Genomic DNA, 14,632 nt, shown 5'->3' with positions numbered 1-14,632 from the left:
GCAAGCAAAAGGTGCTTGCTTCTTTTTTTTGTTTTTGTTGAAATATATTTAATGGTAAACTGTTAATAGTTCAAACTAAATAACTAGATTGTTGAAAGTAGGTTTTAAGTAATGAAGAAAATGGCATTATCCTTCGCAGTCGTAAGTTTATTACTAGGAGCTTGTAGTAATGATACGATTAGTAAGAAGGATGAAGTTATACAGAAAGATACGAAAGAAAAAAGCATGATTCCGAGAACTGCTGTTTCTAAAGATTATTATAGAACTGTAATTCCTTTAAAAGAACAAAAGGTTATAAATACAGCTAATGTAAAAACAAATTCTAAATTAGATTTAGCAGAGTATGAAAATGGTTTAATGAATATTGCAAAAGAGCAATTTGATACAGAAAACCATGTCCTTCAATTAAATCAGTATATTCCTGAGAAGTTAGTTGATGAACTAGTCGCAAAAGTAGAAGCACCCGTTTTGACAAATATTATAGAACAAGACTATTTCGGGAAACAGAATTCAAATGAATTAAGTTTATCTGGCGTTGTAATTGGGTTAGCTATGTCTTCAAGTGTATCCAATGAAGAGGCAATGTCTAAGGGGACTGAAGTTGCTAAGCAACTTATTGAAGCTATTCATAAAAATGACAAGTATAATAAATCCCCAATTACGTTTGCTATCTTTAAGCAAGAAAGTACAAGTTCTTTAAAAAATGGCACGTATATTGCTAGTGCTACCGTTCAAAAGAATGATACGAACCTTGGAAATTGGAATGCAATTGAAGAAAAAGCGTATTCATATCCTTCCGATGAATTTACACAAGCACATGGAGAAGATAATGAAAAAATAAATAAATTTGCTGAGGCAATGAAAGGTTTTTCTCCTGGAGACTTTATCCCAGTAAATGCTAAAGTTTCTTATAAGAAAAATCAAATGGATACATTAAATATGGATATTGTTATTAAATATAACGGTAAAACAGAATTAATGGCTCTTACTCAACTCGCCGCTCAAAGTATGTTAGACCAATTACCGAAAGATGCAAAAGTACAATTGCAGATAAAGTCCGAGAATAAAATTGAGGCAATTGTTATAAAAGAGAAAAACAGCGATAAACCGTTTGTTTCCTTCTTATAAAAAAAGACAGTGTTTAAACTGTCTTTTTTTATTGTAAATAAAAGTGTAAGATAAGACAGAGCGCTGCGTAATACGATCCATATTTCCGCTGTACCTTCCTGCCCTTGCATTGGCGATGTAACGCATTGTGATCTTCGCAAATTGCCGAGTACTTCTAGATCCAGCGAATCAAGTGGCCATCATTGTCGATTTTTGTTGGTAAGTCGATATATTCAAAAAATCGCTGATATATTTCGAGTTGTGGTCGATATATTTAAAAAATCGCTGATATATTTCGAGTTGTGGTCAATATATTTAAAAAATCGCTGATATATTTCGAGTTGCGGTTGATATATTCAAAAAATCGCTGATATAAATTTCAATTACTAGCTAGTGTACTGCTTAAAATAAGATTTCTACTTATGAAACATCTATATTTTTACAAAAAATACCCTTTTTTTCATGAAAAATACGAAAATACGAGAAAAGAAGCGAATTTTTTCGAAACTTTTGCGGGAAAATATTGTATGACCCTGCGTTTTTATCGTATCATTAGTAAAAGGAAGAACTCGGGACGATTGGTGGCATCTGCAAATAGAGTTGATGTCTTTTTTTCATTCAAGTAACCGATACATAAAAATAGATAGCAAAAATAGAAGGAGTGTGCGATGAGATGAACGTAACAATATATGATGTAGCGCGCGAAGCGAACGTTTCAATGGCTACCGTGTCACGCGTTGTGAACGGTAACCCAAATGTAAAGCCTACAACAAGAAAGAAAGTATTAGAAGCAATTGATCGTTTAGGATACCGCCCAAATGCGGTAGCACGTGGATTAGCAAGTAAGAAGACAACTACAGTAGGTGTTATTATTCCTGATATCTCAAATACGTTTTATGCAGAACTTGCTCGTGGAATTGAAGATATCGCAACAATGTACAAATATAACATCATTTTAAGTAACTCTGACCAAAACAAAGAGAAAGAGTTCCATTTATTAAATACGATGCTTGGAAAACAAGTGGACGGAATTGTTTTCATGGGTGAAGATATTACAGACATTCACATTGAAGAATTTAAAAAGTCTCCAGTACCAATCGTATTAGCAGCGTCATTTGATGAGCAAAATGAAACGCCATCAGTAAACATTGATTATACACAAGCAGCTTACGACGCAATGAAGCACTTTATTGAACAAGGACATAAGCGTATCGGTTTCGTCTCTGGTCCTTTCATTGATAAAGCGGGAAGCGCGAAGAAATTACAAGGTTATAAAAAAGCTCTAGAAGAAGCAGGTATTTCATATGATGAAAATCTTGTAATCGATGGAGATTACACATATGACTCAGGTATCGAAGCATTCGAAAAGCTTTGGAGCCTTGATGAAAAGCCAACAGCGATCTTCGTATCTTCTGACGAAATGGCACTAGGTGTAATCCACGCAGCACAAGACACTGGATTAAATGTACCAACTGATGTAGAAGTACTTGGTTTCGATAATACACGCCTTGCATTAATGGTTCGTCCACAACTTTCAACAGTTGTACAACCGATGTATGATATCGGTGCAGTAGCAATGCGTCTATTAACAAAGTATATGAACAAAGAAAAAGTGGAAGATCACACTGTTATCTTACCTCACCGTATCCAATTTAGAGATTCAACGAAGTAAGTATAAAAAAAGCTCACAGCGATTGCTGTGAGCTTTTTTTATATTCAGGATAGTATGTTTGAACTATAGTATCCACCGTTTCATTTTTCTTAACGTGTAAAAATCTTGCGTATAATTCTTTTCCGGTTTCAAATGGTGTATCGTCTAATTCAAATACATGTAATAGTTTTCGAAACGTCCACGTTACTTGCTCACCGTACATATTATCGTACGTATGCTCAGACTGTATAGCGATTTGTTCACCTAGTGCATGGGCCTCTTCCAAACTGTGTGCCTTAACAAGAATAATACTTTCTTCAAAAAGTGTATCGTGATTTTCTTCATAATGCTCATCCATTTTCGTAGGATCAGGCTCACCAGAATGAACAGATTCAAACAATAATTTTACAACGTACATATTATGCTGCATGTTTCATTCTATAAATAATACTTGCGACAAGTGAAGCAGGTATTGTAAATACGTTACTTTGGTAATGGTAATGTATTTGGGATTCTTCATAAGACATGTTGTCATATAGTTCGTTTTGTGACATATTCATTTTCTTCTGTTTTTCTTTGAGTATTTTAATGTAGTTATACTGTATTGGGACGAGAATGATGAAATAGGCTAATACGATTAGTGAAATCCAAATCATTATGAACACTCCCTTATAAAGAATATCTATATATGGTAATTATATCAATATATATGAAGAATATCCATTTTTTTCTGGTGGTCAATTTCCTTTCCAAAATGTAAAAAGTTCTTCAGGACTTCGTAAATTATGTTCAAGACATGTTTGTGCAGTGTGTTTAAAGTTTTGTATGAATTGTTCTAACCTAGAAGGATCATATTGTTTCACATTGCCAGCAATAATAGTTTCATCTTTATCTAAGTTAAGTGATATTTTTAGCGAAGTTATATTTGTTTCTATTTGTACAATTTACATATAAAAAAACTTTTTGTCTAAGTTGATTGTAATATAATGGAATCGCTCTACTTGTTTAAAATATCCTACAATATCATCTTCCAATTGAAATCCTCCCGAGTATATGGCTTATTGGTGACTTCGCTACAAAATAGTATTGTTCCTTGTTATATGTCACATAAGTGTAAAAATAACTATTATAGGGCAATGTCATGTATAATAGAAAGAAAAGGCTTGTGAGGGGGGAGAAGAGATGATCGTTCTTTGGATAATTACGCTTTGTATGACTGCTATTTTTGCATATATGACGTTAAAACAAAATGGTTTAAAGCGATTTGTTCCAGGAAGTATTCTTGCAGGAATTGCCCTTATCACGTATGTAATTTCTATTTTTATTGAAAGTGTATCGGTGGATATGAGCACAAGTTTAATGTTTATGGGGATTACACTATTTGCAAGTAGTATTATGGTACTTATGGTTGCTGGTATTATTTTATTTATTCATATGAATTCGGAAACGTTATAGCATATAGAAAAGGCATGTCCCTCTCGGGACATGCCTTTTTATCCGTTCAATTATGCTCTATCTTTAGAAGAGTTTTGCTGTTTTAGCAAGTCGCGAATTTCGCCAAGAAGAACTTCTTCTTTTGTTGGTTCTGGAATTTCTTCCTCTTTTTCTTCTTCTTCTTCTTTTCTAGATGTTAGTTTGTTGAACACTTTAACGAACATAAAGATAGCCGCTGCAATAATTAAGAAATCAAAAATTGTTTGGATGAAGTTACCGTACATAATAGATGACTTACCGAATGTAAGTTTTAAATCTGTAAAGTCAACGCCACCTAATACCATACCAAGTAATGGTGTAATAACATCTTTTACTAAAGAACTAACGATTTTACCGAATGCAGCACCGATTACAACCCCGACAGCTAAATCAACGACATTCCCTTTGAACGCGAATTTCTTAAACTCGTTCCACATGTGTTAATCCCATCCTTTCCACGATTCATTATGAAATTTATAATTCCTATCAACATATTCTATAGAAATTTTCGAGAGAAATAAAGAGGGAATGGGAATGAAAGTAAATTCTGAAAAATGTATCCGTTTTAATTTTTGTTTACATTATTCAGCAGAGATTGCAAAAGTTGCTGCGTTTTTAATCCTTCTAATCCATCTACAACAGGCTTTGTATCTCCTTGCACACATTCAATGAAATGATGAACAGCATCTTCAAAACCACGTTGTTTTAACGTCGTATCCCATGATGGGGAACCAATTTGAGAAACTGCATTTTCTTGCTCAACTTCAAATGTGTTCATGTTTTTTACGCGAATGATTTTTCCTGTTGTGACAAGTTCAATTTGTTCTAAATTTGTACCGGCATGGCGATGCATTGCGGTAGAAAGTAACAGTCTACTTGGCGTTGTATATGTATGATGTCCGTAAAGAAGTTCATTCTTTTCATTGATTTGCATCATATTATGAACGACGTTAAGCTCATCGTTAGCTAACCAGCGAGCAGTATCTACAATATGTAAGTAATCATCTAACATCGTAAAGTTGTACGTATAGGGCCCGACTTTATTTGTACGATGCTTTTCAATTCGAATCCATGAAATATGATGAGCTTGCTCTTTTGCCGCAACATACATAGGAACGAAGCGGCGATTAAATCCGACCATTAACTTTCGGTTATACTTTTCGCTCAACTCGACTAGCTTCTCAGCTTGTTCTACTGTAGCAGCTAGCGGCTTATCAACGTAAACATCGATTCCTTTTTTCAGAAGTTCAGAAACGATTTCATAATGCGATGCAGTTGAACTATGAACGAAGATTGCATCACATTCTGAAGCTAACGTTTCAATAGAATGGAAGTCTTGAATGCGGTATTGCTGGCAAACTTGTTTCCTTTTCTCCGCGTTAGGTGTAAACGCCCCTACAAAATTCCAATCTGTTTCTTTTGTAAGTGTTGGAAGATAGGCTTTTTGTGCGATACTTCCAAGTCCAATCATCCCAATTTTAGGTTTGTTCATGTGTATTCCCACCCTATTCATATTGATATAACGGCTTAAATGTAGCATAGGGCGGGAAAGGAAAGCAAAAATTAGCGTTTTACTTATGTCCTTCTAGCAAAATCTTCTCTATCTCTTCAAAGTGATGAGCGCGAGCATGCTCTAGCGGAGTAACACCATCATTATCTGGAATGTTTATATCTGCACCGTGCTCAATGAGCAGGCGGATGACTTGTTGTTGTGTTTCATTTCCGTTACTTAGTACGATGGCTTCCATTAAAGCTGTCCATCCGAGGTTATTTACATGGTTTACATCGATATTTGTTCGCGTGAGGAGTTCTTTTATAACATCAACATAGCCATGTTCTGAGGCTGGGATAAGAGCTGTACCGCCATATCGATTCGTAAGCGATGGATCTGCGCCAGCATCAATTGTTAGTTTTAAAATATCTAAGTAACCTTCTGCCCCAGCGTATAAAAAGGGATTGTTTTTCATATCATCTTGGATATTTACGTCAGCACCAGCATCGATAAGCGCTTTTGCGGTTTTTACATCATTTTTGTATGTAGCAATCATAAGAGAGGTACGTCCTTTATTGTCTGTTATATTTATGTCAGCCCCTTTTTTGAGTAACGATATAACAGTATTCGTTTCTTGTTTCTCAGTAGCTGTTAGTAGCGCTGTCTCCATGTTTGTCATCTCCTTTTTAACTTCTTGTTCTTGTGAGCAACCTTGTAAAAAAATTACGCAACATATCATGCTTAATGTTTTTTTGAACATGGAATTTCAACCTCCTCATTTCAACTGTAAAAGAAGAACATTAAATTTTTATAAACTGACGCTAAAATTACTATAAAATCGCTTGAGTATTTGAACATATATTTTTATGCTTATGAGTAATAAGGTTTGATAAAGTGAAACTTTAATCAGTGGGGGTTTTGTTCATCCCCCACTGATTATTAGCCCACACCAATCGGGCTTTTATGGGGAGTTGATCCCCCACTTAACTTCTTTGCTTTCTCTGAATTTTGAGGTGGGGATCTTACTGCCCGGCAAATAGCGGGGTAAAGTGAGGATGTAACATATGTCTATTAAAACAAGGTTTTTATTTTCTTATATCGCTGTTATTCTCGTTTCCATTACGCTTATATTAGTCGCGGGATTTTTAATCGTTTTTTCGATAACAGGTGATTTGGAAGCAGTGAAAAATTTCTATAAAAGCTCCTATATTCAAAAGCCGCTTACGTCAGAAGAAGAGAATGCGTATATTGAGTTAAAGACGGCAGCAAAGAAACATCAATCGCAACTATTAGATGAATCGTTCGTTTCATCACTTGAAAAAGAAGGGGTGAAAATTGTTGTAAGAAAGGGAGAAACCATTTCTTATACTACAAAAGTATTTGAAAGTGTGGCTTTAAAGGAAGCCCTTCCGAAATTTGAATCAGCAAATATTAATAGTCGTGGTACAACGGAATTAGGCGATACATTTTATCGATATGTAAAGTTTGATTTTTATTTTCCTCAGGAAGAAGAGGGGAGTATATTTGTATTAAAGAAGCAAAGTTCATTTGTAGATCTTACACAAAAGTTATTTCCGATTTTGTTCGTATCACTTTTACTGTTAGCTATTTTGCTTATTGGATTATTAAGTTACCTCGTCTCAAGAAGTGTCATAAAACCAATCTTTGTATTGAAAGATGCGACTGGAAAAATTAAAGAAGGAAATTTAGATTTTCAAATACCAGTTACATCGCACGATGAAATTGGGCAATTGAATCAAGGATTTGAGGAAATGAGGAAGAAATTAAAAGAATCGATAGAGATGCAAACGCAGTATGAAGAAAATCGAAAAGAGCTCATTTCAAACATCTCTCACGATTTAAAAACACCGATTACATCTATTATTGGATATGTAGAAGGAATAAAAGACGGAGTAGCAAATACGCCAGAAAAAATGGATAAGTACTTAACGACTATCCATACGAAAGCAAGACATATGGATACACTCATTGATGAATTATTTTTATTCTCAAAGCTCGATTTGAATCGAGTTCCCTTTCAGTTTGAAACGGTTGAATTAAATATGTTTATGCAAGAATTAATAGAAGAGATGCAGATGGATTTAAGTAAAGAAGGTATAGAAGTTAACTTACAATTACATGCATCACCACTTTATGTAAAGGCTGATTGCGAAAAGATAAATAGAGTGATATCAAATTTAATTCATAATAGTGTGAAATACATGGATAAAGAAGAAAAGAAAATTACTGTAACAGTATCGAGTGATAACAATAAAGTGATTGTGAAAGTAATGGACAACGGATCAGGTATAGAATCTGATACACTTCCTTATATTTTTGAACGTTTCTATCGTGCAGAGCAATCGCGAAATTCTAGTACAGGTGGAAGTGGACTTGGCTTAGCGATAGCGAAGCAAATTATTGAAGAACATGGCGGGAATATTTGGGCGGAAAGCGAGCTTGGGGAAGGCACAAGCATTTTCTTCTCATTGGAAAAAGTAGAGAAATGTGGTGAGTAAATTGAAAAGAATTTTACTAATAGAAGATGAAGTAAGCATTGCAGAATTACAGCGAGATTATTTAGAAATTAATGATTTTCAAGTTGATGTAGAACATTCAGGAGAAACAGGTTTACAAATGGCCCTGCAAGAAGACTACGATTTAATTATTTTAGATATTATGCTTCCGAAAATGAATGGATTTGAAATTTGTAAGCAAATTCGAGCTATAAAAGATATTCCGATTCTACTTGTTTCAGCAAAAAAAGAAGATATAGATAAAATTCGTGGGCTCGGTTTAGGAGCGGATGATTATATAACGAAACCGTTTAGCCCGAGTGAGCTAGTAGCAAGAGTAAAAGCACATATTTCTCGTTATGAAAGATTATCAGGGAATGTAAGTAAGCAACGCGATACGTTATATATTCACGGAATTTCTATTGATCAACGAGCGAGAAAAGTTTTTATAAACAATGAAGAAATCGCCTTTACAACGAAAGAATTTGATTTATTAACATTCTTTGTCACAAACCCAAACCAAGTATTAAATAAAGAACAGTTATTTGAACGCATTTGGGGATTAGACTCCGCTGGTGATTTAGCAACTGTTGTCGTTCATATTAGAAAGTTACGTGAAAAAATTGAAAGAGATCCTGCTCACCCGCAATATATTGAAACAGTGTGGGGGGCTGGTTATCGTTTTAATGTGTAGGGAACCTGTCAAAGTTTTGACAGGTTTTTTTGTATGTGATCAAAAGGATGGAATAGGTAATTTATGTTAAAATATAAAGAGAGATAAAAAGGCAGTATTCCTTGATGTAGGTTTAATGATTGTTTTGTTCTGCTTGTTGTTTTTAGTATGAAATATTTCTTTTGAAAAAAGCTCATAGTCTTATAGAGGCTGTGAGCTTTCTTTAATAATAACGGTACTAGTGTAATGATTTATAAAATTCTTGAGTAGTAGAAATAAATTGAGCAGCTTCTTCTAAAAAAGGATAATGATTACTCTCTTCAAATGTCACAAAAATAGAATTACGTATGCCCTCATGCATCTCAATAGAATACTGAATCGGGCACTGTACATCGTGTCTTCCGCACATAATTATTGTTTTTGTTTTTATAGAAGGTAAATGCTCTCGTAAATCAAATGATGGATATTCATGAGCAAAAGCGTTCATCCGGCTAGCGGACATTGTTGTTTTGATTGGTTTATCAAAACAAGAGTTGTAGTTTTCTCGTTTATACAATGATAATTTTGTTCTCTCAGTAGATAGTTCTTTCCGTTCCTCATTTGTAAGGTGAGGGCTTTTTAAATTTTCGATGAGCTGTTGCATATAATGAAACTGAGGATGTTCCGGATGATAAATACAAAATGGTGTTTCAGTATAGTTACTTGCTGCGGCTCCAACGACGACTAGTGATTGTAAGGATTTTGGATATGTGATTGCGTATAGAAGTCCAAGCATACCACCTGTTGAGTGGCCAGCGAAATGCCATATTGGAAGTTGTAAAGCTTCTCGTATCGCTTCTAAATCGTGAATGGTTTCAATCATACTTAATTTTTTTTCTGAATTGGCTTTTGCGGAGTTACCAGCATCTCGTAAATTAATGAGCAATACACGATGCGTAGAAGTGAAAACATCCGCAAAGTAATCACCAGTCTCATTAAATTGGGAATAGTGATGTGTAATGCAAAGTGGTTCGCCACTGCCTTTAGTAAAAAGCTCGAATGTGCCGCGTTTCGTGTTGACCATTTGTTGTTTCCACATAATATCACGACCTTTTCCCATAAAGTCCGTTAGTACATAAAAATATATCAGCGCAACTCGAAATATATCAGCGATTATCAAAATATATCGGCGCAACTCGAAATATATCAGCGATTATTAAAATATATCGACTTACCGATAGAAATCGACAATAAATAAAAGGAGGCTATTCAAAAACGAGCCTCCTTTTCGTTTAGTACAAAGATTTTTTCATATTATTCCGAATAATTTCAAGGGATTTCGCTACAGTTAATGCGTTCTTTTCTTCAATTTCTGGTTTACGGGGGATAGGTTTATACATGTTGTCCGGATCTTCCCATGTGAGAGGAAGTTCTGTTTCAGCTTGTCCTTTCCAAGCGTCAATCCATTCTGGAGGGAGATAACCTGAGATGTTTTGGATGTTGTTCATTTCGAGCCAAATGAGTGCCCAAGCCCTTGGGACGACGCGCCAGTGGTCATAGCCACCGCCGCCGACAGCAATCCAGCGACCTTCGCAATATTTGTTAGCGATTTCGCGAGCGAGCTTCGGTATCTCGCGGTAAATATTCATCGTTGCGCAAAGGTGTGTAAGTGGGTCGTAATAATGTGCGTCAGCACCATTTTGCGTTAAAATAATATCCGGTTTAAAGTATGCGGCCACTTCTCTTACGACAGTTCGATAGGAATCTAAAAACGATTCGTCTTCTGTAAAAGCATCGAGTGGAACGTTAAAAGAATAACTATAGCCATTACCTTGTCCTCGTTCGTTTACAGCGCCAGTTCCAGGGAATAAATATCGACCAGTTTCATGTAGTGAAATGGTGCATACGTTAGGATCGTCATAAAAGGACCACTGTACACCATCACCGTGATGAGCATCTGTATCAATATATAAAACGCGTAAACCGTATTTCTTCTGAATATATTTCATTGCGATGGAACTGTCGTTATAAATACAAAAGCCAGATGCCTTGCCGCGGAAGCCGTGATGTAAGCCGCCACCTAAATTAAGCGCGTGCTTTACTTTTCCAGAAAGAACAGCGTCAACAGCTGTTAATGTACCGCCAACGAGTAATGCGCTTGCTTCGTGCATATTTGGAAACATCGGTGTATCTTCTGTTCCGAGTCCATATGTCATTGCAATTGATTTTTCTAACTTTCCTTCTCCAGCACGTTTTACCGCATTTATGTACTCCTCTGTATGAATGTAGGCAATCTCTTCATCTGTAGCCATCCGTGGTGAGATGATTTGAGAAGGGGAGATGAAACCACCCTTTTGTAATAAATCGTACGTAAGTGTGACGCGCAGTTGGTTAAAAGGATGATCAGGGCTAAATGAATAGCCCCGAAAGTCCTCCGAATAAATAAACGCGCTACTCATGCTTGCATCCCCATGATGTTTGGCCATAATACGCGGTAGCCTTCTGCTTCAAGTGCATCAATCACTTTTAGCGGATTCATCGTTTGAATGCGGAAAACGAGTACTTTATCATTCTCATCTTTTGCTGGATAGACGAGAACGCTCACGATATTTATTTGTAACTCACTAAAAATAGCAACGACTTTTCCGAGAATGCCAGGTTCATTTTTTACTTGAATTTCAATTTGTGAACTCGGTTGATGTGCTCCTGTTAATTTCACTAACGTGTGCAGTACAGTAGATTCAGAAATAATTCCAACTAACTTTCCTGCCTTTGTAACAGGAAGACAGCCAATTTTATTTTCAAAAAATAAAGTAGCAATTTCCTCAACAAAGTCGAGAGGATGGCAAGTCATAACAGGATGTTTCATAATCAGTTCGAGCGGTTGCTTCAGCATATCGAGTGAAACTTGTTCATCTAAAATAGACGGACTTGCATCTCTTACATCCCGATCAGAAATAATGCCTACGACATGATTATTTTGATCGACAATTGGAATGTGCCGAATGCCTTTCGTGCGTATCGTTCGGATTGCTGTTTCGATTGTATCGTTTGGATGTAGTGTCACCACATCTTGACTCATAATTTCTTCTACAATCATTCCAGTTGCCCCCTTTATTAATACATAAAACGATTGTGAAAACGTAGACGATCAAATGCTTGAATAGAATCCGTATCAACGCGTTTACCGATGCGGACCATTAAACAGTTAGCAGGATGTGAACAAATTTCAGGATCATCTGTAGCCATCCATTGTAACCCGCCAGCATTCATCATCTTTTCCATTACTTTTCGGTACTCCCAAACATTTAAGCCTGTTTGTTTCAAATCCCAGTGCCAATAATATTCAGTCGTCAATATAATGTAATCTTCCATATAATCGTCCATCATAGAAACCTCTAGTAAGTTCTTTCCGACAGAACTCCCGCGGAAGGCTGGGACCACTTCAATTGCCCCAAGCTCAATTAAGTTTTCCATTTTTCCTTCTGACCATCGTTCAAGTGGATCAGGATACAAGTATGTAACATATCCAACAATCGTTTGGTCATGTCTAGCAATAATGAGACGAGCTTCTGGCAATTTAGAAATTTCGACAATTGCTTTATATTGCTGCTCGGCAGGACGAAACGCAACTAAATCTGGATGAAATTCATACATTTCTAAGTTATGTGTAGAGACAGGCCCTTCAATAATTAAAGTGCCTTTCGCTGTTTTTAAGTTTCTAGCATTATATATTTTTTTATGGATCAATGTATTGCTCACCACCTTGAGGGTTTGTGAATCTATTCATATCGTACTTTATAATATATGCGATGTGAATCGAAATTTGTCATTAAAAATTTGTCTAAAAATCAACAAATATACTGAAAATTTTAAATAATGTTATTATAATAGATAATAGAATACATAGGAGGGGGATGTAAAGTATGAAAGTAGAAACGCTTCCTGTCATTAAAGGAGAAAATAATTTGCCGAATTATGATGAGGCATACGCGAATTTTAACTGGGAAGAGGTTAATAAAAACTTTACTTGGAATGAAACAGGCCGAGTGAATATGGCGTATGAGGCAATCGATAAGCATGCGAAATCCGATCGGAAGAATAAAGTAGCCCTTTATTATCAAGATGGATCTCGAAAAGAGAAGTATACATTTAAGGAAATGAAGGATTTTTCTAATAAAGCAGGAAATGTCCTAAAAAATTATGGCGATGTAGAAAAAGGCGATCGCGTTTTTATTTTTATGCCGCGTTCCCCAGAGTTATATTTCGCACTTCTTGGTGCAGTGAAGTTGGGAGCAATTGTTGGTCCACTATTTGAAGCATTTATGGAAGGCGCAGTTCGCGATCGTTTAGAAGATAGCGAAGCAAAAGTGTTAATTACAACACCTGAATTGTTAGAGCGTGTACCATTAAATGATTTACCTGCTTTAAAAACAGTCTTTCTTGTTGGAGATAATGTAGAAGAAGGCGGTAAAACGGTAGCATTCAATCCTTTATTCGAACAAGCTTCAAAAGAATTACATATTGAATGGTTAGGCCGTGAAGACGGTTTGATTCTACATTACACGTCTGGTTCTACTGGTAAGCCAAAAGGTGTGCTTCATGCACAAAACGCAATGGTTCAGCACTATCAAACGGCGAAGTGGGTATTAGATTTAAAAGAAGACGATGTATATTGGTGCACAGCTGACCCAGGCTGGGTAACGGGAACTGCTTACGGTATTTTTGCACCGTGGTTAGTCGGAGCATCAAATGTTATTTTAGGCGGACGCTTTAGTCCAGAAGCGTGGTATGAAGCACTGCAAGATTACGGTGTAACAGTTTGGTATAGTGCACCAACAGCATTTCGCATGTTAATGGGCGCTGGACAAGATGCAATTAAAAAATACGATTTATCACAAGTGCGCCACGTATTAAGCGTTGGTGAACCGTTAAATCCAGAAGTAATTCGCTGGGGTATGAACGCATTTGGACTTCGTATTCATGATACGTGGTGGATGACAGAAACAGGTGGACAAGTTATTTGTAACTACCCTTGTATGGAAATACGTCCAGGTTCAATGGGGAAACCAATTCCAGGTGTAAAAGCAGCGATTGTTGATAATGAAGGAAATGAAGTGCCTCCATACACAATGGGTAACTTAGCAATTGGTAAAGGTTGGCCAGCTATGATGCGTGGAATTTGGAATAACAAGCAAAAATATGAGTCTTATTTTATGCCGGGTGATTGGTACGTATCAGGTGACTCTGCCTACATGGATGAAGATGGATACTTCTGGTTCCAAGGACGTATTGACGATGTAATTATGACGTCAGGTGAGCGCGTTGGACCATTTGAAGTAGAAAGCAAATTAATCGAGCATGCTGCTGTTGCAGAAGCTGGTGTAATTGGTATTCCTGATCCGGTGCGCGGCGAAATTATTAAAGCATTTATCGCGCTTCGTGCAGGGTACGAACCATCTGAAGAATTAAAAGAAGAAATTCGTCAATTTGTAAAGAAAGGTCTAGCAGCTCATGCAGCGCCAAGACAAATTGAATTTAGAGATAAATTACCGAAAACGAGAAGCGGTAAAATTATGCGCCGCGTATTAAAAGCGTGGGAGTTAAACTTACCAACAGGTGACTTATCAACGATGGAAGATTAAGAGAGAAAGGTCTGAACGAAATAGTGTTCAGGCCTTTCTTTTTTCTTCCCTCTTTAACCTACATATAAAGAGGGAAGAAAATGAAAACAGAAAAAG

At 36.3% G+C, this 14,632-nt stretch carries 15 protein-coding genes and 1 pseudogene; 6 read left to right on the top strand and 10 right to left on the bottom strand.

Translation table 11 applies throughout. The annotated features are described in order from the left end of the window. Window positions 1-111: 111 nt before the first annotated feature. Together PDQ33_RS06370 and ccpA are read left to right on the top strand one after the other, a co-directional pair. Window positions 112-1,128, top strand: a complete 1,017-nt coding sequence (locus PDQ33_RS06370; protein ID WP_000738019.1) for a CamS family sex pheromone protein — start codon at window positions 112-114, stop codon at window positions 1,126-1,128. A gap of 652 nt (window positions 1,129-1,780) precedes the next feature. Continuing rightward, window positions 1,781-2,779, top strand: coding sequence for a catabolite control protein A (gene ccpA, locus PDQ33_RS06365; protein ID WP_001103296.1), 999 nt, complete (start codon window positions 1,781-1,783; stop codon window positions 2,777-2,779). 13 nt (window positions 2,780-2,792) lie between these two features. On the opposite strand, the gene PDQ33_RS06360 is transcribed toward ccpA, so the two are convergent. The 3 genes and pseudogenes from PDQ33_RS06360 to dhp61 form a co-directional block, all read right to left on the bottom strand. Continuing rightward, entirely contained in the window at window positions 2,793-3,176 is a 384-nt protein-coding gene (locus PDQ33_RS06360) for a DUF4288 domain-containing protein (RefSeq protein ID WP_270755136.1), read from the bottom strand. 1 nt (window position 3,177) lies between these two features. Then, window positions 3,178-3,414, bottom strand: coding sequence for a DUF3949 domain-containing protein (locus PDQ33_RS06355; protein ID WP_000637880.1), 237 nt, complete (start codon window positions 3,412-3,414; stop codon window positions 3,178-3,180). Window positions 3,415-3,495: 81 nt separating this feature from the next. Next, window positions 3,496-3,792, bottom strand: a pseudogene (gene dhp61, locus PDQ33_RS06350) (protein Dhp61). Window positions 3,793-3,940: 148 nt separating this feature from the next. Between dhp61 and PDQ33_RS06345 the strand changes: the two are divergent. Beyond that, a complete protein-coding gene (locus PDQ33_RS06345) occupies window positions 3,941-4,213 on the top strand; it encodes a DUF3917 domain-containing protein (RefSeq protein WP_000636593.1) in 273 nt (90 codons plus the stop codon). Between the two features lie 50 nt (window positions 4,214-4,263). Here PDQ33_RS06345 and mscL read toward each other — a convergent pair whose 3' ends face one another. The 3 genes from mscL to PDQ33_RS06330 form a co-directional block, all read right to left on the bottom strand. Continuing rightward, window positions 4,264-4,668, bottom strand: a complete 405-nt coding sequence (gene mscL / locus PDQ33_RS06340; RefSeq protein ID WP_000267019.1) for a large-conductance mechanosensitive channel protein MscL — start codon at window positions 4,666-4,668, stop codon at window positions 4,264-4,266. Window positions 4,669-4,796: 128 nt separating this feature from the next. Beyond that, a complete protein-coding gene (locus tag PDQ33_RS06335) occupies window positions 4,797-5,723 on the bottom strand; it encodes a Gfo/Idh/MocA family protein (protein WP_270755093.1) in 927 nt (308 codons plus the stop codon). 79 nt (window positions 5,724-5,802) lie between these two features. Next, window positions 5,803-6,483 carry an ankyrin repeat domain-containing protein gene (locus tag PDQ33_RS06330; protein WP_061132041.1) on the bottom strand — a complete coding sequence of 227 codons (681 nt, stop codon included), beginning with the start codon at window positions 6,481-6,483 and terminating at the stop codon, window positions 5,803-5,805. A gap of 304 nt (window positions 6,484-6,787) precedes the next feature. Here PDQ33_RS06330 and PDQ33_RS06325 point away from each other — a divergent pair, with 304 nt between their 5' ends. Then, a complete protein-coding gene (locus PDQ33_RS06325) occupies window positions 6,788-8,242 on the top strand; it encodes a sensor histidine kinase (protein ID WP_061132042.1) in 1,455 nt (484 codons plus the stop codon). Between the two features lies 1 nt (window position 8,243). Next, window positions 8,244-8,933, top strand: coding sequence for a response regulator transcription factor (locus PDQ33_RS06320; protein ID WP_033671272.1), 690 nt, complete (start codon window positions 8,244-8,246; stop codon window positions 8,931-8,933). Between the two features lie 217 nt (window positions 8,934-9,150). Here PDQ33_RS06320 and PDQ33_RS06315 read toward each other — a convergent pair whose 3' ends face one another. The 4 genes from PDQ33_RS06315 to acuA all read right to left on the bottom strand — a co-directional run bounded on the left by PDQ33_RS06315 (window position 9,151) and on the right by acuA (window position 12,641). Next, a complete protein-coding gene (locus tag PDQ33_RS06315; RefSeq protein ID WP_270394615.1) occupies window positions 9,151-10,011 on the bottom strand; it encodes an alpha/beta fold hydrolase in 861 nt (286 codons plus the stop codon). A 172-nt stretch (window positions 10,012-10,183) separates the two neighbouring features. Continuing rightward, window positions 10,184-11,350 carry an acetoin utilization protein AcuC gene (gene acuC, locus PDQ33_RS06310; RefSeq protein ID WP_270755096.1) on the bottom strand — a complete coding sequence of 389 codons (1,167 nt, stop codon included), beginning with the start codon at window positions 11,348-11,350 and terminating at the stop codon, window positions 10,184-10,186. Beyond that, window positions 11,347-11,991 carry an acetoin utilization AcuB family protein gene (locus PDQ33_RS06305; RefSeq protein ID WP_270755099.1) on the bottom strand — a complete coding sequence of 215 codons (645 nt, stop codon included), beginning with the start codon at window positions 11,989-11,991 and terminating at the stop codon, window positions 11,347-11,349. Before PDQ33_RS06305 ends, acuC begins: the two co-directional genes overlap by 4 nt. Window positions 11,992-12,008: 17 nt before the next feature. After that, on the bottom strand, window positions 12,009-12,641 hold the full coding sequence (acuA, locus tag PDQ33_RS06300) for an acetoin utilization protein acetyltransferase AcuA (protein WP_000581400.1): 633 nt from the start codon (window positions 12,639-12,641) through the stop codon (window positions 12,009-12,011). Between the two features lie 176 nt (window positions 12,642-12,817). On the opposite strand from acuA, the gene acsA reads away from it, so the two are divergent. Then, window positions 12,818-14,536 carry an acetate--CoA ligase gene (gene acsA, locus PDQ33_RS06295; protein ID WP_000862052.1) on the top strand — a complete coding sequence of 573 codons (1,719 nt, stop codon included), beginning with the start codon at window positions 12,818-12,820 and terminating at the stop codon, window positions 14,534-14,536. The last annotated feature ends 96 nt before the right edge of the window (window positions 14,537-14,632 follow it).

The organism is Bacillus cereus group sp. Bc031 (assembly GCF_027716265.1).
GTDB lineage: Bacteria > Bacillota > Bacilli > Bacillales > Bacillaceae_G > Bacillus_A > Bacillus_A paranthracis.
Note: the sequence above shows the minus strand (reverse complement) of the source record. Positions and strands in the feature narration are given on the sequence as shown.

Coding starts and splice junctions, on each gene's coding strand:
- PDQ33_RS06370 (WP_000738019.1), top strand. CDS start 112: ATGAAGAAAATGGCATTATCCTTCGCAGTCGTAAGTTTATTACTAGGA.
- ccpA (WP_001103296.1), top strand. CDS start 1,781: ATGAACGTAACAATATATGATGTAGCGCGCGAAGCGAACGTTTCAATG.
- PDQ33_RS06360 (WP_270755136.1), bottom strand. CDS start 3,176: ATGTACGTTGTAAAATTATTGTTTGAATCTGTTCATTCTGGTGAGCCT.
- PDQ33_RS06355 (WP_000637880.1), bottom strand. CDS start 3,414: ATGATTTGGATTTCACTAATCGTATTAGCCTATTTCATCATTCTCGTC.
- PDQ33_RS06345 (WP_000636593.1), top strand. CDS start 3,941: ATGATCGTTCTTTGGATAATTACGCTTTGTATGACTGCTATTTTTGCA.
- mscL (WP_000267019.1), bottom strand. CDS start 4,668: ATGTGGAACGAGTTTAAGAAATTCGCGTTCAAAGGGAATGTCGTTGAT.
- PDQ33_RS06335 (WP_270755093.1), bottom strand. CDS start 5,723: ATGAACAAACCTAAAATTGGGATGATTGGACTTGGAAGTATCGCACAA.
- PDQ33_RS06330 (WP_061132041.1), bottom strand. CDS start 6,483: ATGTTCAAAAAAACATTAAGCATGATATGTTGCGTAATTTTTTTACAA.
- PDQ33_RS06325 (WP_061132042.1), top strand. CDS start 6,788: ATGTCTATTAAAACAAGGTTTTTATTTTCTTATATCGCTGTTATTCTC.
- PDQ33_RS06315 (WP_270394615.1), bottom strand. CDS start 10,011: ATGGGAAAAGGTCGTGATATTATGTGGAAACAACAAATGGTCAACACG.
- acuC (WP_270755096.1), bottom strand. CDS start 11,350: ATGAGTAGCGCGTTTATTTATTCGGAGGACTTTCGGGGCTATTCATTT.
- PDQ33_RS06305 (WP_270755099.1), bottom strand. CDS start 11,991: ATGATTGTAGAAGAAATTATGAGTCAAGATGTGGTGACACTACATCCA.
- acsA (WP_000862052.1), top strand. CDS start 12,818: ATGAAAGTAGAAACGCTTCCTGTCATTAAAGGAGAAAATAATTTGCCG.